The 20,482-nt window shown below is 62.7% G+C and carries 17 protein-coding genes; 9 read left to right on the plus strand and 8 right to left on the minus strand.

Annotated features, from left to right (window positions below):
* Positions 1–29: 29 nt before the first annotated feature.
* Both NKI41_RS14295 and NKI41_RS14300 read right to left on the minus strand, forming a co-directional pair.
* A complete protein-coding gene (locus NKI41_RS14295) occupies positions 30–239 on the minus strand; it encodes a DUF2061 domain-containing protein (protein ID WP_352683616.1) in 210 nt (69 codons plus the stop codon).
* Between the two features lie 132 nt (positions 240–371).
* Positions 372–2,036 (minus strand): Na/Pi cotransporter family protein, encoded by a 1,665-nt coding sequence (locus NKI41_RS14300; RefSeq protein ID WP_352473946.1) that lies wholly within the window; start codon positions 2,034–2,036, stop codon positions 372–374.
* Positions 2,037–2,414: 378 nt separating this feature from the next.
* On the opposite strand from NKI41_RS14300, the gene NKI41_RS14305 reads away from it, so the two are divergent.
* On the plus strand, positions 2,415–2,804 hold the full coding sequence (locus NKI41_RS14305; protein ID WP_352473947.1) for an RcnB family protein: 390 nt from the start codon (positions 2,415–2,417) through the stop codon (positions 2,802–2,804).
* A gap of 87 nt (positions 2,805–2,891) precedes the next feature.
* Here the strand turns inward: NKI41_RS14305 and NKI41_RS14310 are convergent, their stop codons facing one another.
* On the minus strand, positions 2,892–6,095 hold the full coding sequence (locus NKI41_RS14310) for a putative Ig domain-containing protein (RefSeq protein ID WP_352683618.1): 3,204 nt from the start codon (positions 6,093–6,095) through the stop codon (positions 2,892–2,894).
* 282 nt (positions 6,096–6,377) lie between these two features.
* On the opposite strand from NKI41_RS14310, the gene dnaG reads away from it, so the two are divergent.
* The 5 genes from dnaG to NKI41_RS14335 all read left to right on the plus strand — a co-directional run bounded on the left by dnaG (position 6,378) and on the right by NKI41_RS14335 (position 12,440).
* Complete coding sequence (dnaG, locus tag NKI41_RS14315) at positions 6,378–8,339, plus strand: DNA primase (protein WP_352683620.1); 1,962 nt, start codon at positions 6,378–6,380, stop codon at positions 8,337–8,339.
* Between the two features lie 374 nt (positions 8,340–8,713).
* Positions 8,714–10,735, plus strand: a complete 2,022-nt coding sequence (rpoD, locus tag NKI41_RS14320) for an RNA polymerase sigma factor RpoD (protein ID WP_023678297.1) — start codon at positions 8,714–8,716, stop codon at positions 10,733–10,735.
* Positions 10,736–10,745: 10 nt separating this feature from the next.
* Entirely contained in the window at positions 10,746–11,321 is a 576-nt protein-coding gene (locus NKI41_RS14325) for a hypothetical protein (protein WP_352491499.1), read from the plus strand.
* A gap of 234 nt (positions 11,322–11,555) precedes the next feature.
* Positions 11,556–11,849: a GYD domain-containing protein gene (locus NKI41_RS14330; RefSeq protein ID WP_292658752.1), complete on the plus strand. Its 294-nt coding sequence runs from the start codon at positions 11,556–11,558 to the stop codon at positions 11,847–11,849.
* Between the two features lie 210 nt (positions 11,850–12,059).
* Complete coding sequence (locus NKI41_RS14335) at positions 12,060–12,440, plus strand: thiol-disulfide oxidoreductase DCC family protein (RefSeq protein WP_352491498.1); 381 nt, start codon at positions 12,060–12,062, stop codon at positions 12,438–12,440.
* 159 nt (positions 12,441–12,599) lie between these two features.
* Here the strand turns inward: NKI41_RS14335 and NKI41_RS14340 are convergent, their stop codons facing one another.
* Entirely contained in the window at positions 12,600–12,752 is a 153-nt protein-coding gene (locus tag NKI41_RS14340; protein WP_352591312.1) for a DUF2798 domain-containing protein, read from the minus strand.
* Between the two features lie 270 nt (positions 12,753–13,022).
* On the opposite strand from NKI41_RS14340, the gene NKI41_RS14345 reads away from it, so the two are divergent.
* Positions 13,023–13,706, plus strand: a complete 684-nt coding sequence (locus tag NKI41_RS14345; RefSeq protein ID WP_352491496.1) for a PadR family transcriptional regulator — start codon at positions 13,023–13,025, stop codon at positions 13,704–13,706.
* A 112-nt stretch (positions 13,707–13,818) separates the two neighbouring features.
* Positions 13,819–14,109 (plus strand): HlyU family transcriptional regulator, encoded by a 291-nt coding sequence (locus NKI41_RS14350; RefSeq protein ID WP_023678291.1) that lies wholly within the window; start codon positions 13,819–13,821, stop codon positions 14,107–14,109.
* An 8-nt stretch (positions 14,110–14,117) separates the two neighbouring features.
* On the opposite strand, the gene NKI41_RS14355 is transcribed toward NKI41_RS14350, so the two are convergent.
* From NKI41_RS14355 to NKI41_RS14365, 3 genes are all read right to left on the minus strand, one after another.
* Positions 14,118–16,694 (minus strand): polynucleotide kinase-phosphatase, encoded by a 2,577-nt coding sequence (locus NKI41_RS14355; RefSeq protein ID WP_352683623.1) that lies wholly within the window; start codon positions 16,692–16,694, stop codon positions 14,118–14,120.
* Positions 16,691–18,073 carry a 3' terminal RNA ribose 2'-O-methyltransferase Hen1 gene (locus NKI41_RS14360; RefSeq protein ID WP_352491494.1) on the minus strand — a complete coding sequence of 461 codons (1,383 nt, stop codon included), beginning with the start codon at positions 18,071–18,073 and terminating at the stop codon, positions 16,691–16,693. The genes NKI41_RS14355 and NKI41_RS14360 overlap by 4 nt, the downstream gene beginning before the upstream one ends.
* A gap of 132 nt (positions 18,074–18,205) precedes the next feature.
* On the minus strand, positions 18,206–18,850 hold the full coding sequence (locus NKI41_RS14365) for an FMN-dependent NADH-azoreductase (protein WP_352491493.1): 645 nt from the start codon (positions 18,848–18,850) through the stop codon (positions 18,206–18,208).
* Positions 18,851–18,960: 110 nt separating this feature from the next.
* Between NKI41_RS14365 and NKI41_RS14370 the strand changes: the two genes are divergently transcribed.
* Entirely contained in the window at positions 18,961–19,917 is a 957-nt protein-coding gene (locus tag NKI41_RS14370) for a LysR family transcriptional regulator (RefSeq protein ID WP_352450726.1), read from the plus strand.
* On the opposite strand, the gene NKI41_RS14375 is transcribed toward NKI41_RS14370, so the two are convergent.
* Positions 19,850–20,476, minus strand: coding sequence for a TetR/AcrR family transcriptional regulator (locus tag NKI41_RS14375; RefSeq protein WP_352683626.1), 627 nt, complete (start codon positions 20,474–20,476; stop codon positions 19,850–19,852). The genes NKI41_RS14370 and NKI41_RS14375 overlap by 68 nt on opposite strands.
* Positions 20,477–20,482: the final 6 nt, after the last annotated feature.

Here is a 20,482-nt window from a genome sequence, read left to right on the forward strand (position 1 = left end):
CCGGTCAGGCGTCCGCGCGGAGGCAAGAGCTAGGCGGCTGCCTTCCTCCCGTAAGGAATTTTCAGCCACGCACGTTCGTGAAGATAGTAGAGCAGCGACTTGGTGACGACCTCGGTCAGGCCGATGGCAGCGGCGAGCTTGATGCTTCCGGTCACGACGAGCGAAATGATTATCGTGTCGATGGTGCCGGTGATGCGCCAGGAAAGCGCTTTGGCGAAGCTGCGAGAATGGGTGTCCATCGACTTTCCTTCCGGTAGATGCGGCGATCTTTAGCCGACAGACAGGAGGTGGCGCAAAGATAATTTCTGCGCATTGGCCCACAGCAATTTTCATAGGCGATGTTCTAAAGCTTCCCGGCCTGTGGATGCAATCTATCCGGCCTTCAGCCGCGAACCGGTGAGCAGGCCACGTTCTTCAAGAACGGGATAGGCCATCGAGGCGAGCAGCGAGTTGATCTGCTTGAGGTCGCGAATGGTGTCGAGATGGATGGAACTGGTCTCGACACTCTTGGCGGTGCCGTCGCGCAGCCGCACGAAATGGCTCTGGCTGGTTTCCTTCTCGCGGTCGCGCAGCCGGTCCTTTTCCAGCACCAACTGGCGAGCGGTCTCCGGATCGCGGGACACCAGCACGTTGAAGGCAAGCCTGGCATTGGCAAGCACCAAGGCATGGAAGGCGCAAAGCTCACGCCAGCCTTCCGGCGTGAACTCCAGCCCACGCTCGAATTTCTTCTTCACGTGGACCAGCATGTTGCGCACGATGATGTCGCCGACCTGCTCCAGCTTGACGCAGGCGCCGATCAGCTCCTGGCAACGCAGCGCCTCGTCCTCGCTCAGCGGGTTCTTGGTGACCCTGGCCAGATAGAGCTTGATCGCAGCGTGCTTCCTGTCGACACGGTCGTCGAGTGCGGCCAACGCGCCGATCTTGTCGGCATCGGCGCTCTCATAGAGCTCGATGATCCGTTTCAGCATGATCTCGACCGTTTCGCAGACCCGCACCACCTCGCGGGTGGCGTTGGCCAATGCCTGGCTCGGCACGTCGAGCGCACTTTCGTTGAGCGCCGAAAGCTCGACGACGTCGAGCGCGTTGGCGGCCTGGGGCTTGGTGCCCAACGCCACGATCCTTTCCGAGGCGCGATAGACCAGGCTCGCCAGCGGTAGGCCGGCGATCAGGATCAGGATGTTGAAGACAATGTGGGCATTGACGATCTGCTCGGGCACCGTGTTGCCCAAGAAGGCGACCGGCGGTTTGAACGTCAGGAACAGGATCAGCATGATCAGCGAACCCATGCCGCGCATCAGGAGATTGCCGATCGGCACGATACGAACGCCGGGTTCTGCGTTGCGGGTTAGAAGCGGCGCGATGATCGAAGAGCCGAGATTGACACCCAGCACCAGCACGATACCGAGTTCGGGCGGGATGAAGCCGCGGCCGGCCAGCGTCACCATCAGCAGCACCGCGGCGATCGAGGAATGGAACAGCCAGGTGACCAACGCCGCCAGAAGATAGGCGGTAACCGGATCGCCGGAGAAGTAATCGACGATGAGCGGCATCAGCGTGCTCTGGCGCAGCGGCTCCGACGCCTGGCCGATCATCTCCAGCGACAGAAGCAGCAGGCCGATGCCGACCAGGATGCGGCCGAACTGGCGCCAGTCGCGCCGCTCGGTGGCCATGAACATGACGGTGCCGGCGACCAGGCAGATCGGCACCAGCAGCGACAGATCGAAGGTGAGCAGCTTGACCACGAGTGCCGAGCCGATCTCGGCGCCGCGCACCGCAAGCTGGCCCGACATGCCGCTGACAATACCGGAGCCGGCGAACGAGCCGACCAGCAAGGTGACGGCGGTCGAGCTTTGCAGCGCGACAGCCAGGCCGCAGCCGGCCAGAACCGCCATGAACGGATTGCGCATTGTGGCGCGCAGTTTGTGGCGCAGCACATCGCCATAGGCGCGCTCGACGCCGGTCTTCACCAGACGGGTGGCAAACAGCATCAGTGCGACCGCACCGGCCAGGTGCAGCAAGACGACCGAGCCACTCATGCCAGGCCCCGCAACGCGACAGGTGCCAGCGACGCGGGCGCGGTGAAGTCAAAGAGGCAAAAGTGGGCGCGAATCGTGGACATTGCAGAGGTTGATATTACTCCGATTTATTTTAGCCGAATAATAAATTTTGCCCGGTTCGGACGCGTGTTGCCACGCGACGGGGCGTGTCGGAAATGGATGGCTGACAAAATGGTTGCATAGCCTGCGGAGTTGCGGCGGGTCATGCGTCCATTCTCGGGCGCCCGCTTTAAAGGTAGCGCTGAATTAGTCGTTCTAAATGTAAGAAATCATTACGAAAACGTAATCTCTGTGTTCAGTTTCGGTTCATCCTTCCGGCTCTATTCCGTAGGCATCGACAACCAAGGAGTACCCGCCATGAAACGCATCGTTCTTTCCGCCATTGCCTTCTCGATGCTGGCTGCAACCACCTGGCAGGGCCAGGCCGCACCTCTGAACACACCAAACGCGCCGCAGTCGAACTACAGCCAGGTCGACTGGCAGAAGCCTGGCAGGCATGTCGACGTGAACAAGCATGTCGACGTGAACAAGCGCGTCCTAGTGAAGAAAAAGATCGTTGTGAAGCGCAGCCATTGGCGCAACGGCCAGAGATATTCCAGCTGGAAGCGTCACCAGCCGATCCGCGACTATCGCCACTATGGCCTGCGCCGTCCGGGTCCCGGGCAGGAATGGATCCGGGTTGGCAATGACTATCTGCTGGTCAGCGTTCTTTCCGGCTTGATCTTCGGCGCCATCGCCACGCAGTGACCGCGGAACGTCTGACCGGCACGGCGCTGGTCAATGAAAGAGAGGCGGCCCGCCAAGGCCGCCTTTTTTCATTCGTCCATCTTGATCCTAATTCAGCGCGGCCGAAAGTTTCACGGTTCCGCTGAAATACTTCGCCGAATCGGAGCCGATGCCGCCAAAGCTGGTGGAGAGGCCGAGACGCATGCCGCCCGGCATGCGGGTATCGACGCCGGCTCCGACGCGGCCATGGAAATTGTCGGCGCCGCTTTCGGTCGCTGTGTCGCTTATGTCGAAGACGCCGTCGAGCCGCAGGTTAAAGTCGAGGGTAACGTCGTCATCCGTGACATGGCGATAGGAAACGCCGGGGCCGAAGGCGATCTGGCCGAGGCCGGCGGTGACGGAGGGAATGGGGACGTTCAGGCCGTCGACATAGGCTCCCGATTTTTCCTCGAAATAGGAGAAGCGCGCCCGCGGCGAGAAGGTCCAGGCGTCATATTGCCATTCCCCTTGCAGCGTGGCGCTGACCAGCCAACGGCTGGCGTCGAAGCCGTCGGTGTAGGTATCCATGGGGCTGACACTGTTCGAGGATGTTCCAGCTCCGGCGAGCAAATCGAAATACAGATTGTCCGTCAGCCGAGCGGTCAAATAAGGCCCGGCGATCCAGCCGGTGCCCTCGGCGGTTCCGCCGCCGCTGCCGGTGAAGCCGTCGGTACGATCGATCTGGACGAAGGCGCCAACAAGCAGATTGCGGCTGACCAGATAGTCGGCGCCGAAGGTTGCGAGGGCGAATTTGCCGTCTTGGTCATTGATGTCGAAGCGGCTGTAAGTGCCTTCGAACCAGATGTCGAACAGGCTGTTGGCATCTTCCCCGCCAAGCCGCCGCATGGAGGCAAGGCTTGCGCTGACATTGACCGAGTTGGTGTCGGCCATGCCGGGCAGGTACGCGAGCAGGGTGGCCACTGGGCTGCCGCCGCCGGCGACGCCGTCGAGCCGGTCGATGCGGCGCTGGATGTCGGGCTGGTTCTCCAGGATGAGGCTGGCGCGTGTCTCCATGAATTCCTTGATGAGCGCCGTGGTATTTTCGCGTGAATTGGTGCTGGCGAACGTGCAGACGACGCTTTCGCCGGGCGCCAGGTTGATCACGGCCGTGCGGTTCGCCACATTGCCGACGGAATCGCCATCGTTGCAACTGATCGAGGTCAAGGCGAAGCCGGCGGCGGTCATGTCGGCGGCGGTGATGCTGTAGGAGCCGGTCGGCAGCGAAACGGCCGGTCCGTCGCCGGAGCCGCTGCTGGTGGCGATGGTGAAGTTGAGGCCGGGCGCCGGCGAGGAGAAGCCGAAGGAGCCGTCGCCGCTGTCGGTGGTCTGGCGGATGGTGATGGAGCCTAGGGCGTGGACTTCCTGGGCGAGCGCGCTGGAGGTGCTTGTCGCGTTGTTCGCGTCGCCATTGTAGGTCGCGACGACCTGACGGGTGCCGACCGGGAGGGCGGACGTCGTCAGGGCGGCGGTACCGCCGGCGAGCGCGACCGTAGCGGCGGGCGAGCCGTCGACACTGAAGGTGACCGTTCCGGCCGGCGGCGGGTTGCCGGGAGCCGAAACCGTTGCCGTGAAAGTGACCTGATCGCCCTGATTGGAAGGATTGAGGCTGGAAACGACCAAGGTGGTGGTGCCAAGCTTGTCGATGGTCACCGAATAGGCCTTGGAACCGGATTTCCCATTCTGATCGGTTGCAACTGCGGTGAAGTCGAATGTGCCGGTATTGGTCGGGGTACCGGAGAGCAGACCGGTCGCGTCGAAGCTGATGCCCGACGGGAGGGTTCCGGACGTCAGCGCGAAAGTATAAGGCACCGCGCCGCCGCTGGCCGCAAGCTGTTGCGAATAGGCCTGGTTGTATATGGGGTTTGGCAAGGATGCCGGCGTCAGCTCGACGGTCGGCTCGGCAATGATCAGCGTGTAGGATTTCGAACCGATGAAACCGTTTGCGTCGGTTGCCGCCACGACCAGGTTGAACGTGCCGGTATTAGTCGGGGTTCCGGAGAGCAGACCGGCCGCGTCGAAGCTGATGCCCGACGGGAGGGTTCCGGACGTCAGCGCGAAAGTGTAGGGCGTCATGCCGCCGCTGGCCGTCAGCTGCTGCGAATAGGCCTGGTTGTAGACCGGACTGGGCAATGACGGCGGCGAGACCGTGATCACGGGCGGTGTAAAGGTGACCGTGTTGTCGGTGCTGGTCGAGGCTTCGTTCGCATCGACGGCGGCGTTGGTTGCCACGCCGGCCGGTATTGTGGCCACGACGGACCCTGAACCCGTCATGCCGCTGACCGCGACGCTGAAAGTGCTGCCGGAGCCCGTAACGACAGCGATGGTGGCGCCGGCGGCGCCGGAAAGCACAACGTCGCTGCCGCTGAAGCCGGTCACCGGCTCGCTGAAGACCACGTCGAAGAGGATTGGTGACGAACCGGTCGGATCGCTCTGGCCGGCAGCCTGGTTGACGGTCACTGTCAGCGGCGGTGGCGGCGGCAGATTGTAGGTGACGGTATTGTCGGTGCTGGTCGAGGGCTCGTTCGGATCGACGCTGGCGTTGGTTGCCACGCCGGCCGGTATTGTGGCCACGACGGACCCTGAACCCGTCATGCCGCTGACCAAAACGCTGTAGGAGCTGCCGGAGCCGGTAACGGACGCGGTGGTGGCGCCGGCAGTGCCGGAAAGCACCACGTCGCTGCCATTGAAGCCGGTCACCGGCTCGCTGAAGACCACGTCGAACCGAATTGGTGAGGAACCGGTCGGATCGCTCTGGCCGGCAGCCTGGTTGATGGTCACTGTCAGCGGCGGTGGCGGCGGCAGATTGTAGGTGACGGTATTGTCGGTGCTGGTCGAGGGCTCGTTCGGATCGACGCTGGCGTTGGTTGCCACGCCGGCCGGTATTGTGGCCACGACGGAACCTGAACCCGTCATGCCGCTGACCAAAACGCTGTAGGAGCTGCCGGAGCCGGTAACGGACGCGGTGGTGGCGCCGGCGGTGCCGGAAAGATCGACGTCGCTGCCATTGAAGCCGGTCACCGGCTCGCTGAAGACCACGTCGAACCGAATTGGTGACGAACCCGCCGGATCGCTCTGGCCGGCAGCCTGGTTGATGGTCACCGTCGGCAGCGCGAACGCCGCGGTCGGCACGAGCACGAACACGAGAATGGCGGCGAGGGCGCGCCTCAGCGTTGCGAACAAAAGCAGGAAAATCGACGACAACAGAAAGGAAAGTGCGGACAACGGCAAACGCCGCAGCCGCATGGTGACATGCGCATCCAGAGCTACGGTCACCCCGTCCCCCAAAATCCCCCGACCGGCGGGCCTGCTCTCTACGGGCGCTGAATTCCGGACGAGTCGCCTTTGCTTATGATCATCTAGATTGGCGAGTTCATGCAAAGTCAATCTTGAAGCCACGGGTCAGGTAAGCTTGAGACTATTCCCGCTGCGGTGTGGCAGCCACGCAACGTCAGGCGCCTGGACCCCTTGGCCCTGTGAAAACCGGGTATGGTTCCGCATTAGGAGTCGTCGGGCTTCGCCGGCGTGATTATATGGAGGCCAAACGAGCTGTCCCCCATGCGCTTTCCGCCTGCTTTCCTCGACGAGATCCGCGACCGCGTGCCGATTTCTTCGGTGATCGGCCAGCGCGTCGCGTGGGACAGGAAGAAGACTAACGCGCCGCGCGGCGACTATTGGGCGTGCTGTCCCTTCCATGGCGAGAAGAGCCCGTCCTTCCACTGCGAGGACAAGAAGGGCCGCTACCATTGCTTCGGCTGCTCGGTTTCGGGCGACCATTTCAAGTTCCTAACCGAACTTGACGGGATGAGCTTTCCTGAAGCGGTCGAGAAGATCGCCGACATGGCCGGCGTGCCGATGCCGGTTCGCGATGCCCAGGAGGAGCGGCGCGAAAAGGAACGCGCCAGCCTGACTGACGTCATGGAGATGGCGACGGCGTTCTTCCAGGAACGGCTGCAGGGACCGGAAGGGGCAAAGGCCCGCGCCTATCTGCGCGACCGGGGGCTGACACCGGCGACGCAGCAGTCTTTCCGCCTCGGCTATGCCCCCGACAGCCGCAATGCGCTGAAGGAGCATCTTGCCGCCAAGGGTGTCCCCAAGGCCGACATCGAGGCGTGCGGGCTGGTGCGCCATGGCGACGACGTCCCGGTTTCCTACGATTGGTTCCGCGACCGCATCATGTTCCCGATCCCGGATTCCAGGGGCAAGATCATCGCCTTCGGCGGGCGGGCACTGGCGCCGGATGCGCCGGCCAAATACATGAACTCGCCCGATACGGAGCTCTTCCACAAAGGCAACGTGCTCTACAATTTCGCCCGTGCGCGCCAAGCGCTCGGAAAGGGGGCGCTGGCCAAGGGCGGCACGGTCATTGCCGTAGAGGGCTACATGGATGTGATCGCGCTGGCGCAGGCCGGCTTCGAAAACGTGGTGGCGCCGCTCGGCACCGCGTTAACTGAAAACCAGCTCGAACTTCTATGGCGCATGGCTGGCGAGCCGGTGCTGTGCTTCGACGGCGACCAGGCCGGGTTGAAGGCAGCGTGGCGCGCCGCCGACATGGCGCTGCCGGCGGTCCAGGCAGGCCGCTCCGTGCGCTTCGCCCTGCTGCCGGAGGGCAAGGATCCCGACGATCTGGTCAAGGGTGACGGGCCGGATGCGTTCCGCGCCGTGCTTTCCGAGGCACGGCCGCTGGCCGACCTCTTGTGGATGCGCGAGACCGCCGGCGGCATCTTCGACACGCCTGAACGGCGGGCGGAGCTCGAAAAGACGCTACGCGAACTGACCAGCCGCATCCGCGACGAGAGCCTTCGTTACCACTACCAACAGGAAATGCGCGAGCGCGTGCAGAGCTTCTTCGGTGCCCAGCGCGGACGCCAGGGACGTCAGGACGGACGGCCCGGTGAGCGCTTCCCGGGCAGGGTCTCAGCACCCGGCGGACAGTTTGCACGTGGCGGCAATGCCGGTGGGCGCACCGCGATCACCGAAAGCCTCGGCCGCTCGGCGCTGGTCAAACGCGGCGGCGAGGGCATGTCGGTGCGCGAGGCGACGATCATTGCGGCCCTCGTCAACCATCCCGTGCTGATCGACGAGAATTTCGCCCATGTCGAGTTCCTCGATCTCGCCAATTCCGATCTGAAGCGGCTGCATGCGGCCATCCTCGACGCCATGGCGCACGATATGGCCAACAACCGCGAGGCTGTAATCGCGACGATCGAGCGGGCCGGCTGCGGTGAGATCTGGCAGCGCGCGGTGGCGCTGATCAAGCGTGCGCGGCAATGGCCGGCGCTGGAAACGGCAGCGCTCGACGATGCTCGCGATGCGTTCAGCCAAGCTCTCCACTTGCAGCGCAGCGCGCGCACCTTACATAAGGAGCTGAAGCAGGCGGAAGCAGCGCTCGCCAGCGATCCCACGGACGAAAATTACCGGCACCTGGTCGAAATCCAGGCGCAATTTCGTGATGTGCAGGCAACGGAAGCGCTGATCGAAGGGTTTGGCATATCGTCGGGCAGAGCTGGGCGCGTTTAGATTGAAGCCTCCAGAAGACTGAAATGTAAGGACGTGCTTGCGCGTTGAATCAAGCGTGCGGTGCTCTAAGTCGGGTAATTGATTCGCTTTTTTCATGCGAATCATGCGAGAGGCGCTTGACCTTCCGGCAGAATGGCGGAATCAGGTCGATTCGAAACGTTAACCCGCCCCGGCATCGACGGGAATGCAGCGATGTAAGGTACTGATCACTGGACAGGCAGTCAGCTTGCCACAGATATCAGGGTTAATCTGGACTTAACGAGAGATGCAGTTACTGGCCCGGTAAAGCGCGTTCTGGAAAGAGCGCATCCAATTTGACCGGACCGGCAGCTTACGCGGCTTTGATACTCAGCCGCTTGGAGAAAATAAAGACTATGGCGACAAAAGAAAAGGAAGAAGTCGAGACCGAACGCGAGGCCGCGACCGATGGCCCTCTGCTCGACCTTTCCGACGATGCTGTCAAGAAGATGATCAAGGCCGCCAAGAAGCGCGGTTATGTCACCATGGACGAGCTGAATTCGGTGCTGCCCTCGGAGGAAGTGACCTCCGAGCAGATCGAGGACACGATGGCCATGCTTTCCGACATGGGCATCAACGTGGTCGAGGACGACGAGCAGGGCGAGGAGCCCGAAGCCGCCGACACCGCCGCTGACGCCGAGGAAGACGCCAACGAGCTGGCCGAGCAGACCGGCACCGCCGTCGCCGCCACCACGACCAAGAAAGAGCCGACCGACCGCACCGACGATCCGGTCCGCATGTATCTGCGCGAGATGGGCTCAGTCGAGCTTCTGTCGCGCGAGGGCGAAATCGCGATCGCCAAACGCATCGAGGCCGGCCGCGAGACGATGATCGCGGGCCTGTGCGAAAGCCCGCTGACTTTCCAGGCCATCATCATCTGGCGTGACGAGCTCAACGAATCGAAGATCCTGCTGCGCGAGATCATCGATCTTGAAGCGACCTATGCCGGGCCGGAGGCCAAGCAGGCGCCGGTTGTCGAGCGTATCGAGGAAGCCAAGACCGAGGAAAAGTCGCGCCGTTCGCGCGAGGACGAGGACGACATTACCAATGTCGGCGGCGACACGCGTGGCCTGGTGGACGACGACGAGGAAGACGATGACGAGGCGAGCCTGTCGCTGGCGGCGATGGAAGCGGAACTGCGCCCGCAGGTGATGGAGACGCTCGACGTCATTGCCGACACCTACAAGAAACTGCGCAAGCTGCAGGACCAGCAGGTCGAGAACCGGCTGGCTGCCGCGGGCACGCTGTCGCCCAGCCAGGACCGCCGGCTGAAGGAATTGAAGGACCAGCTGATCAAGGCGGTGAAGTCGCTGTCCTTGAACACGGCGCGCATCGAGGCACTGGTCGAGCAGCTCTACGACATCAACAAGCGCCTGGTGCAGAACGAAGGCAAGCTGCTCAGGCTGGCCGAAAGCTATGGCGTGCGCCGCGAGGAATTCCTCAAGGAATATCAGGGCTCGGAGCTCGATCCCAACTGGACGCGCTCGATCGGCAATCTGACCTCGCGCGGCTGGAAGGAATTCACCAAGAACGAGAAGGACGCCATCCGCGACCTGCGCGCCGAGATCCAGAACCTCGCCACCGAGACGGCGATTTCGATCCAGGAATTCCGCAAGATCGTCAACCAGGTGCAGAAGGGCGAGCGCGAAGCCGCGATCGCCAAGAAGGAAATGGTCGAGGCCAATCTGCGCCTCGTCATCTCCATCGCCAAGAAATATACCAATCGCGGCCTGCAGTTCCTCGACCTGATCCAGGAAGGCAATATCGGCCTGATGAAGGCGGTCGACAAATTCGAATACCGCCGCGGCTACAAGTTCTCGACCTACGCGACGTGGTGGATCCGGCAGGCGATCACCCGTTCGATCGCCGACCAGGCGCGCACCATCCGCATTCCGGTGCACATGATCGAAACGATCAACAAGATCGTGCGCACCTCGCGCCAGATGCTGCATGAGATCGGCCGTGAGCCGACGCCGGAAGAACTGGCGGAAAAGCTCGCCATGCCGCTGGAAAAAGTGCGCAAGGTGCTGAAGATCGCCAAGGAGCCGATCTCGCTCGAAACGCCGGTCGGCGACGAGGAGGATTCGCATCTTGGCGACTTCATCGAGGACAAGATGGCGATCCTGCCGATCGACGCGGCGATCCAGGCCAATCTGCGCGAGACGACGACGCGCGTGCTGGCCTCGCTGACGCCGCGCGAAGAGCGCGTGCTCAGAATGCGCTTCGGCATCGGCATGAACACCGACCACACGCTTGAAGAGGTCGGCCAGCAGTTCTCGGTCACCCGCGAGCGCATCCGCCAGATCGAAGCCAAGGCGCTGCGCAAGCTCAAGCACCCGAGCCGGTCGCGCAAGCTCAGAAGCTTCCTCGACAGCTGAGGATTTTTAGGTGGGCGCGACCTACGGAACCGTCAGCATAAAGGGGCCAACGCAAGAAGCGTTGGTCAACTGGCTGAGGACGAAGACCATCGACGCCTTCGTCACAACCGAACAGAATGGTTGGACCACTTTCTCCGACCGTTACACAGACCAGCTCGACCCGCGCTGGATTGAATCCTTGCTTCAGAGCCTGACCCTCGATCTGACATGCGTCGGCATCGCGATTACCGTCTATGATGAGGAACAGCTAAACCTCTGGGCGGCAAAGCACGGTGTTCTCCAATCGCGCTACAATTCCTGTCCGGGCATGGAGATGAGTGACCCTGACGATGAGGACATGCGTCCTCGGCTGGAAGACGCTCCCGCCTTGCTGGCTATGATCGGCAAGCAGGCCGCGCCTGACGATTTGCTTCAGATATTGGGAATGGATGGAGCGAAAGAGTACATGGCTCCGCTCGACCTCCATGAGGAACTCGCCGCCTATCTGGGACTTCCGGAAAATTCTGTTGGCCTTGGCCACAGATACATTCTGAAGGACAAAATCGATCTGTCAGAGCAGGGCTTGATCAGGACGGTCGATAGCTGACGTCGTGCTCGAGCATGCTCGGAACCGTCTTAGGAGCTGACACTCAAGAATGACTGAACGAGTCAGAGGGCGCCATCCGGCGCCTTTTTAATTTTATCGTCCGGCCGTTTGTTCTTGCGGTGCACCGGGTGTGGGAGGATAATTCCGCGACGGACGCATTCTCTGGGCGACAAACCCGGATGCCCGCCCCGGCGGTTGGACGCCGTGCTCCGTGGCACCGGAGGGAGGTGTGCCATGACAACTTACATCGTGCTGATCAACTGGACCGAGCAAGGCGCCAAAAATGTGCGCGAATCGCCGAAGCGGCTCGATGCCGCCAAGAAGCTGCTGGGAGACATGGGCGGGTCCTTCAAGGCATTTTATCTCACTATGGGGGATTGCGACATGGTGGCCGTGCTCGAAGCGCCCGACGATGCTGTCCTCGCTCGTTTCTCGCTGATGCTGGCGACGGGCGGAAACGTCAGGACGCGGACACTCAAGGCTTTCCCCGAGGATGCCTATCGCGAGATCATCACCTCGCTCGGCTGAGCCGCGGCGCCTGAAGCGCGTCGCGCTGAACGGCCCTTGCGACGCGCTTTAAGCTCTTCTTTTTATGCATGTCGTTATCGTAAAACCGCTGCGTACCCTTTGGGCGACCTGGATCAGCGAAGCCGGCCGTTCCGCCGGTATCGTGTCACGTTGCGGCGCAACGGCATTTCTCGGATAATCCGTGCGTGTCCTCTGGTGCCGTTTCGAAACATGGCCAAGCCTCTGCTGACAGTCTGGTACAATACGCGCTGTCCGGTCTGCGATGCCGGCATCAGCCGGCAGAAGCGGCGGCTGATCGAGGCGGTCAAGGCCGGGCGGATCGAATTTCGCGACATCAATGCCGAACCGGCGGCGCTGGCCGGGTACGGCATCGGCCTGGAGGACATCCGGCGCCGGCTGCATGCGATCGACGCCGACGGCAAATTGCTGGTCGGCGCCGATGTTGCCATTGCTGTATGGCGCACGACGCCCGGCGAAGGCTGGCTCGCAACGCTGTTCGGCAATCCCGGCGCACTGCCGTTGACGCGCTATGGCTATGATCGCTTTGCCGATCTGCTCTATGCCTGGAACCGGCGCAAAGGCCGCTGGTAACGGGTATTATTCGCTCCGCACCGAAACGTCCGGAGATTGTTTCCGGGCCTTTCGCGTGCCCTGCTATCGAGCCACGGGCTCGCAAAGCCAGCCAACGATGCGGCGCACCGCCGGCAGCACTGGCAGCAGCGTCGGCCAGCCAGGACAGGCCTCAAGCCGTCAGCCAAGTGGCCACATGTCGGGCTGGAAGCCAAGGCTTTTCAGTGTCGAGATGAACGACACGATGAACGTCGTCAACAACGACAGCACCAGCGGGTCGAGCACGGCGGCATAGCGCACAGGCAGCCTGCTGCGCGGGGTTTTCATGGTCATTTGGATTTCCCTGAAGCATCCGGTTCGTCGCCTTGCACCCATTCGCCGGTATTGTCGGCGTAACTGCCCGGAACGACCGGGGTGGATGCGTTGCTTCACGTCAGACGCTTACGGAGCGGCCTTCGGCCCTCATGCACCGTCTAGCTGCCCTCGCTGGCGAAATCAATCCTGCTGGTGCCATTTTCAGATACATCGTAAGATATATCTTGACTCGGCCGTGGCGGGCACTTAGTTGAGATATATCGTAAGACATAACTCAAGGAGCAGACAATGCACAAAGACAATCATTTCAGCCATCATCGTTTCGGCGAACGCGCCGAGCGCGTCTTCATGCATATGGCCGGCAAGTTCGGCGGACGTGGCGGCGGCTTTGGCCCGTTCGGGCATGGCATGAGAGGCGGCGGACGCGGCGGGCCGGGCGACATGTTCCGCGCCGGGCGCATGCTGGCCGACGGCGATCTCAAGCTGATCACGCTGTCGCTGCTGGCCGAGGCGCCGCGGCACGGCTACGACATCATCAAGGCGCTGGAGGAGCGCACCAGCGGCGTCTACAGCCCGAGCCCCGGCGTGGTCTATCCGACGCTGACCTTCCTGGAGGAGGCCGGCTACGCCGTTTCTGCGGCGGAAGGCAACAAGAAGGTGTTTTCAATCACCGAGGCTGGGCAGGCGCACCTCAACGAAAATCGCGAGATGATCGACCACGTGCTCGAACATCTCGAGCGCTTCGGCCGCAAGATGGCCAAGGCGCGCGACTGGTTCGGCTGGAACGATGACGGCGACGGTGGCCGGCGCGGCCGCGGCCGCTCGGAAAAGCGCGACGAGTTTCGCGCCGTGCGCCACCGGCTGCGCGCCGCGCTCGGCGAGATCGTCGATGCGCCTGAAGCAAAGCAGGCCGAGGCAATCAGCATATTGGAAGCTGCCGCGGAAGCCCTGGAAGCACTCACGCGCGACTGATCTTTAACGGCAAGCCGCAGGCGGCCCTTGCCGGTCCAGCCAAGGACCGGTACTGAAAATCATCCTGCACCGCGCTATGTGGTGCAGGATGATTGCCGTTGGAGGATACCCCATGTCTTTTCTGAAGCGTCTTTTCGGCGGAGGCAACGAAGCCGCCGAGCCAAAGACAGCGGCGCCGGCAAAGCAGATCGAGCACAAGGGATTTTTGATCAGCGCCACGCCCTACAAGGCGGAGGGCCAGTACCAGACCTGCGGCGTGGTTTCGAAAGAGATCGACGGCGTGATGAAGGAGCACAAATTCATCCGCGCCGACCGCTTTGCCGGGCTTGATGATGCCGTCGACATCTCGATCAAAAAGGGCATCCAGCTGGTCGACGAGCAGGGCGAAAAGATCTTCGGATAGATCGGCTACTACAGCCTTGGGTCGATTGGCTCGCTTTCCAACGCCAGCACGGCGAAGACACACTCGTGAACCCGGCGTAGCGGCTGCTTGGCGACAAATCGCGTTAGCGCTTCGTGGCCAAGCGCGAACTCCCGGAGCGCCAGGCTGCGCTTGCCGGCCAGGCCGCGTTCTCGGAGGCGGATGAGATTGTCGGGTGCATCATATTCGGGACCATAGATGATGCGCAAATATTCCGGGCCGCGGACCTTCAGCGCCGGCTGGATGAGCCCCTTCTCGCCACGGCTGACGAAGTCGCGTGGTTTGACCACCATGCCTTCGCCGCCTGAGCCGGTCAGTGCTTCCCACCAGGCGACGGCCTCGGCACACGCGCTGCCGTCGGCGAGGTCAACCATACGCCATCGAGTCGGCGTGACCACGCCGCCACGGGCAGCCAGACGGTCCGCGAGCGACATGTGCCAGACATGGTCCTGGTCAAACCAAACACGTCCCTCGCTGGCCAGCAGGTGGAAAGGCGCGGCCTTAAGGTCCTCGACGCCCGAAACTGGCCATACGTAGGGCGCCCAGGCGGTGGCGTATTTGGCTGCGCGGACGGCCCGGTCTTCAAGGCGTGCGTTCAGGCCGGCTGCATCGACGCCGCGCGCCATCGCACGGGCCAGCGCCTCGTTGCTGGCCTTGAAACCGGCGGCAGAGGATATCGCCACAGGCGCATACTGGCTTTCGATCAGACTGCCGGCCTTGGCCGACCAAGGCATTATCTCGGCGTCCAGCAGCAGCCAGTCGCTGTTCAATTCCTTCCACAGATCCGCCGCGTCGACCTCGGTGCGAAGACGGGCGAGCAGGTCCTCCGTCATGGCACTGTCATTGAAAAAGGAGCGTCCGGTGCGGGTCCAGATTGCGCCGGTTTCGTCGCCAGGGACCCCGAAGCGGCTGCGTGCCGCCTGCGCGTTCCGGCAGAGCGCGATCACTGCCCGCGAACCCATGTGCTTCTCCTCGCACACGATCTGCGCAACGCCGCGCTCGCGGAAGTAAGCGAAGGCATCCTCCGGACGTTCCAGCCAGCCGTCCTGGCTGCTGGTCTCGGACGGCGACATGGTCGGCGGCAGATAGATCAGCCATTGCGGCGAGAGCGCGAAGCGGCTCATCACCTCCAGTGCTGCCGACGCGTTCTCCTCGGCCACGACAATCCGGCCCCTCAGTCCGGTCTCGATCCAACGGCGACCGGAGACATCCTGATAATCGAGCACGCCGTCGGCGTCGGCCTGTGCCGATTTACCGGGACCGGACCCGCCCAGCGGACGTATCGGCTCCGACCAGGTCTCGATTGCCGGCACCTCGACCAGTTCGCGTTCCGGCCAGCGCAAGGCCGTCAGCTTGCCGCCGAATACGCATCCGGTGTCGATGCACAGGGTGTTGTTGACCCATTCGGCCGATAGCGTGGGCGTATGTCCATAGATAATGGCCGTCTTGCCACGATAGGCCGCAGCCCAGTCGGCACGGACGGGCAGCCCAAATTCGTCGGTCTCGCCTGTGGTCTCGCCGTACAGAGCGAACTCGCGCACAGCGCCGGAACCGCGTCCGATCATCCCTTCCTTGAGGCCGGCATGGGCGACGGCGAGGCCTCCGCGATCGAGCCAGACATGGCTGCGCAGGCCGTCGAGAAAGGCCGGCAGCGCCTCGCGCAGGCCTCGGTCCTGTGCATTTAGCTGATCAAGAGTCTGCTGGAGGCCGTGAGCGACAGTGACCTTGCGGCCTTCTAGCCAGCGGCTGAGTTTGCGTTCATGGTTGCCCTGGACACAGTAAGCCGTTCCAGCCGCGACCATGCTCATGGCAATGCGCAGCACGTCGGGCGAGTTGGGGCCGCGATCGACGAGGTCGCCGACAAAGACGATCTTGCGGCCCTCTGGTGGAACCACGGTGACCATTCGGTCGCCCTGATGCTCAGACCAGGCGACGCTGTAGCCCAGTCGAGCGAGCAGGATATGAAGCTCATCCGAACAGCCATGGATGTCGCCAATGATATCGAACGGGCCATGGTCGTCGCGCTTATCGGTCCACAGCGGCTGTCGCGACACCTCGGCCGCGTCGATGCTGGCCTCGCTGGTAAGCTTCCAGACTTGGCGGAAGCCCTCGCGTTGGAGGCCGCCAAGACCCTTGCGGACCTCGGTTGTCATGCGCTGGGCGACCCCGGCGCCGAACTGCCGGTCGGCTCGCACCGCATTGCGTGCGACGCACACCTCGACGCCTGGATCGAGGACCACGGCGACGGGCAAAGCGTGCCACTTGCGCGCCAGCTCAATCCAGGGCTTGCGGTCGGCGGCTCGCACATTGGTGGCATCGATGACGGCCAGCCTGCGGTGTTTGAGCCGCTTGCCGGCTATTTCGCGAACCAGATCGAAGGCATCCGCAGAGACGTCCTGGTCGGTTTCGTCGTCGGAGATCAGCGCCCGGCACTGGTCCGAGGAGATAATCTCGGTCGTCAGGAAATGCTTGGTGGCGAAAGTCGACTTGCCCGATCCGGTCGAGCCGATCAGCACGACGAGGGCGAAGTCAGGAATGGTGAGGTTGGTCTTATCAGGTTCTCTCATCGGGTGAACACCGCCATCTGTGTGGGGGCGCCGAGGGTCGGGTCCTCGGCTCCGATACCGCTGAAGGTGGCTGCATAGCCATAGATCTCGCCGATTTTGGCCGCCCAGGCTTGGAACTGAGCCCGGCTCCATTCGAAACGGTGATCGGGATGGCGAAATGCGCCAGGGACCAGTCTTGGAAACAGAGCGTTGTAGTCCGCATTCGGAGTGGTCACGATGACGGATTTGGGCGCCGTCTCACCGAAAACGATGCGTTCGACCAGGGGCAGCCTGTCCTCGTCGAGATGCTCGATGACCTCGACCAGAACGGCGACGTCGGCTGCGGCCCAACGGCTGTCGCGGTAGGTCAGCGATCCATGCAGCAGCGTGACCCGGCCCTCGGGCGGCCCGCCTAATTCGTTCAGCTTGAGACGCTTTGCGGCCCATTCCAGTTCGCGCGCCGCCGGATCCAGACCGAACAGCATGTGGATCCATCGCTCGCGCACCAGCCTGTCGAGCAGCTTGCCTTCACCGCATCCCAGGTCCGCAACCGTGGTTCCTCCCGTCGCTCGAATGGCGTGGACAACTGCGTCCATGCGCAGATCGTTGAGCCGGATAGGCGTCTCCAGCGCTTCCTCGGGCGTGACGCGCAACTCGGCAGGTTGTGCCTCGCCAGCCGTCTCGGGAGCCAGCCGCTCCAGGGCGATGCGGGCCAAAGCCCGGCGATTGCCAAGGTAGCGGCGCACGATCAGGTCTTTGGCCGGATGGTTTTCCAGCCAGCCCTCTCCCTTGGACAGCAGCTTGTCGATCTCTGCTTCGCCGACCCAGTAATGCTTGGCATCGTCCATCACCGGGATCAGCACATAGAGGTGATTCAACAAGGCGCTGAGCCGGCCTGTGCCGGTCAGCTTCAGATGGCCGTATCGGGGCTCGCCTGCAGCACCCCCGATTCCTTCGATTGGCGTCAGATCGACTGTCCAGCCCAAGGGTTCGAACAAACTTCGAACCAGAACCTCACCGCCGCGCGTTGGCAGTGGCGTAACCACGGCTTCCAGCGGCAGTTCGCTGTCGGCCAGTTCCTGGCGCTCCTTCGATATACCGGTCATCGCCGTCCGCAGCATTTTGTTCAGCGCCACCGACAGGAAGGATGATGCTGCGTAAGGCCGGTCGTTCACATATTGGTCGAGCAGGCCTTCTGCCTGGCCCTTGCCCCGCACCAGTCCCACAGGATCGACATCGAGCAGGAGTGCAGCCTCGCAACGCTCTTCGGTTGCCTCGGGATAGAACAGCCACGCCTTGCCGAAAGACAGGTCGGTCTCGTGCAGGCGATCCGGATGCTTGTGCAGCAAGAAACCGAGATCGGTGGCCGGACGGTGCGTTGTGGCAACGGAAAGGAACATCCGCGACCGATAGCGCAGACAAGCGGAATAACCAATGGCGGTTGTGTGGCCCACCACAATAGGTTGTCGCCAACGACAACAAGGGCAGGCGCCGGGCGCCTGCCCTTGTACAATTCAGACGATGCTGACGCTTTACGCCGCGGTGGCGACGCGCTCGGCATTGCCGGTCGCGGCTACAATGGCGTCGACCTTGGTCGAGGCCTTGGCCAGCGCTGCTGCCACCGCATCGGCGCCCATGCCGACTCCTTCGATGCGGATGACCTCGAGATCGGTCATGCCGAGGAAGCCAAGCACGCTGCGCAGGTAGGGAATGGCGTGATCGAACTGCACGGCCGCACCTTCGGAATAGATGCCGCCCGAAGCCAGCACGATGTAGACCTTCTTGCCGGTGACGAGGCCCTTGGGGCCGTTCTCGCCATAGGCAAAGCTCTTGCCGGAACGGGCAATGTGATCGACCCAGGACTTCAGCGTCGAGGAGATGTTGAAGTTGATGAAGCCGGTGGCGAGAATCACCGAATCGGCGGCGAACAGTTCATCCAGCACGACATCGGAGACGCCAACGACTTCAGCCTGGCGCGAGGTGCGCGCTTCGGCCGGCGTGTAGATGCCGGTCGCATAATCGGCATCGATGTGCGGCAACGGATTGGCGACGAGGTCGCGCACGACAAGCGTGTTCGACGGATCGGCGGCAACAAGCTTTTCGGCGAATTCAGTAGCAATACGGGTCGAGTGTGAGGCAGCGCCGCGCGGGCTCGATGTGACAAGAAGGATGGACATAATGGGGTCTCCAGGGTTGGATCAAAATCTCCCGGCAGATATGTGTGCGCAGACCCATTTGAAAAACTGGTATATTTTGTATATTATCCATCTAAAATGTGGATTGAACGATGCAACCGAACCCGACGCTTGACCAACTGCAGATCCTGGTTGCGGTGGCCGAGACCGGCAGCTTCTCGGCCGCCGGGCGCAAATTGAATCGCGCGCAATCGGTGATCAGCTACGCCATCGCCAACCTCGAAGCGCAGCTCGGGCTGAAGCTGTTCGAGCGCGAGGGCACGCGTGAACCGCAACTGACCGATGTCGGCAAGGCGACGCTGGAAGATGCGCGGCGCATGGTCGGCGTGCTGCAACGCATCCGCTCGCGTGTCGACGGATACCGGCAGGGATTGGAGGCGGAAGTGACGCTGTCGGTCGACGTGACGCTACCGTCGCCGGTGCTGGTTCGGGTGCTAAAGGCATTCGAGGCGCAGTTCCCGGCCGTGACGCTGCGTCTGCATATCGGCTCGCTTGGCCTTATCCTCGATCATGTTGTCGGCGGACAGGCCGATCTCGGCATCGGGGGGCTTCTGGGTGAGACGGACGTGAATCTGCTTCGCATCGGCTTCTTCTCCCTGGTGCCAGCCGCAGCGCCTGATCACCCTCTGGCGCTGCTGCCGAGACCAGTGGCGCTAGAGGATGTCCGCGAACACATCCAACTGGTCGTCTCGGACCAGTCCGAGCGTACGCGCGGGCGTGACTATGGCGTCTTCGCCTACCGCACCTGGCGGCTGACGGATGTGCGCACCAAGCACGTGCTGATGCGCGAGGGGCTGGGCTGGGGCGGGCTGCCGCGATGGCTCATCGCCGATGATCTGGCGACCGGCCGGCTCGTCGAACTCGATCTCGAGCCTTACAGCGAAGTCCGCTCGCCGCTCTATGCCATGCACCGCGCCGATCGCAGCCCGAAACCGGCGGCCGCCTGGCTGATCGACCAGTTCAAGCGCCAGCTAGGCTGTTTCAACGAGTTCGAACCGGGTGAGATACCTGAGGAGGAGCCGGAGACAGGCCGTCGATCAGCGCCATGAGAACGGCGCGATAGTCCTCGATCGATGCTCCAGTTTCGATTGCGAGCGCTGCGCGGTCGAAGGCGGCTGCGAGCAAAGCGGTCAGTGCTTCCACAGGCAGTCTCGTCATGGAGTGCGAGCGCATCGCGGCAACAAGGCCGTCGCGCAGCGAACGGTTGCCATGGCGATTGTCGATCGCATCCATGGCGGCGCGGCCGAGCACGGCCGGGCCGTCAAGCAGCAAGAGCCGCGTGCGGCCGGGCGCACGCATGGCAGCCAGATAGGCATCCGAGCCGGCAATCAGCGCATCGCGGGCAAATAGCGAAGGCGGCGACGCGCGTTCGATCTCTTCCGAGACGGCTTGCGCCTCCTGTTCGACCACAGCGGCAAACAACGCCTGCTTGTCGGCAAAGTGATGATAGAGCGCGCCGCGCGTGACGCCGGCAGCGGCGACGATCTCGGGTGTGCCGGTCTCGGCATAGGACTTTTCGGTGAACAGTTTGCGAGCCGCGGCGATGAGCTCAGCGCGTGTCGCCTCGGTGCGATCACGGTTGGAGCGACGAGCGGATCCTTGTTGCATACATGC

This window comes from Mesorhizobium sp. M0601, assembly GCF_040320845.1.
Lineage (GTDB): Bacteria > Pseudomonadota > Alphaproteobacteria > Rhizobiales > Rhizobiaceae > Mesorhizobium.

Coding starts and splice junctions, on each gene's coding strand:
- NKI41_RS14295 (WP_352683616.1), bottom strand. CDS start 239: ATGGACACCCATTCTCGCAGCTTCGCCAAAGCGCTTTCCTGGCGCATC.
- NKI41_RS14300 (WP_352473946.1), bottom strand. CDS start 2,036: ATGAGTGGCTCGGTCGTCTTGCTGCACCTGGCCGGTGCGGTCGCACTG.
- NKI41_RS14305 (WP_352473947.1), top strand. CDS start 2,415: ATGAAACGCATCGTTCTTTCCGCCATTGCCTTCTCGATGCTGGCTGCA.
- dnaG (WP_352683620.1), top strand. CDS start 6,378: ATGCGCTTTCCGCCTGCTTTCCTCGACGAGATCCGCGACCGCGTGCCG.
- rpoD (WP_023678297.1), top strand. CDS start 8,714: ATGGCGACAAAAGAAAAGGAAGAAGTCGAGACCGAACGCGAGGCCGCG.
- NKI41_RS14330 (WP_292658752.1), top strand. CDS start 11,556: ATGACAACTTACATCGTGCTGATCAACTGGACCGAGCAAGGCGCCAAA.
- NKI41_RS14335 (WP_352491498.1), top strand. CDS start 12,060: ATGGCCAAGCCTCTGCTGACAGTCTGGTACAATACGCGCTGTCCGGTC.
- NKI41_RS14340 (WP_352591312.1), bottom strand. CDS start 12,752: ATGACCATGAAAACCCCGCGCAGCAGGCTGCCTGTGCGCTATGCCGCC.
- NKI41_RS14345 (WP_352491496.1), top strand. CDS start 13,023: ATGCACAAAGACAATCATTTCAGCCATCATCGTTTCGGCGAACGCGCC.
- NKI41_RS14350 (WP_023678291.1), top strand. CDS start 13,819: ATGTCTTTTCTGAAGCGTCTTTTCGGCGGAGGCAACGAAGCCGCCGAG.
- NKI41_RS14355 (WP_352683623.1), bottom strand. CDS start 16,694: ATGAGAGAACCTGATAAGACCAACCTCACCATTCCTGACTTCGCCCTC.
- NKI41_RS14360 (WP_352491494.1), bottom strand. CDS start 18,073: ATGTTCCTTTCCGTTGCCACAACGCACCGTCCGGCCACCGATCTCGGT.
- NKI41_RS14365 (WP_352491493.1), bottom strand. CDS start 18,850: ATGTCCATCCTTCTTGTCACATCGAGCCCGCGCGGCGCTGCCTCACAC.
- NKI41_RS14370 (WP_352450726.1), top strand. CDS start 18,961: ATGCAACCGAACCCGACGCTTGACCAACTGCAGATCCTGGTTGCGGTG.
- NKI41_RS14375 (WP_352683626.1), bottom strand. CDS start 20,476: ATGCAACAAGGATCCGCTCGTCGCTCCAACCGTGATCGCACCGAGGCG.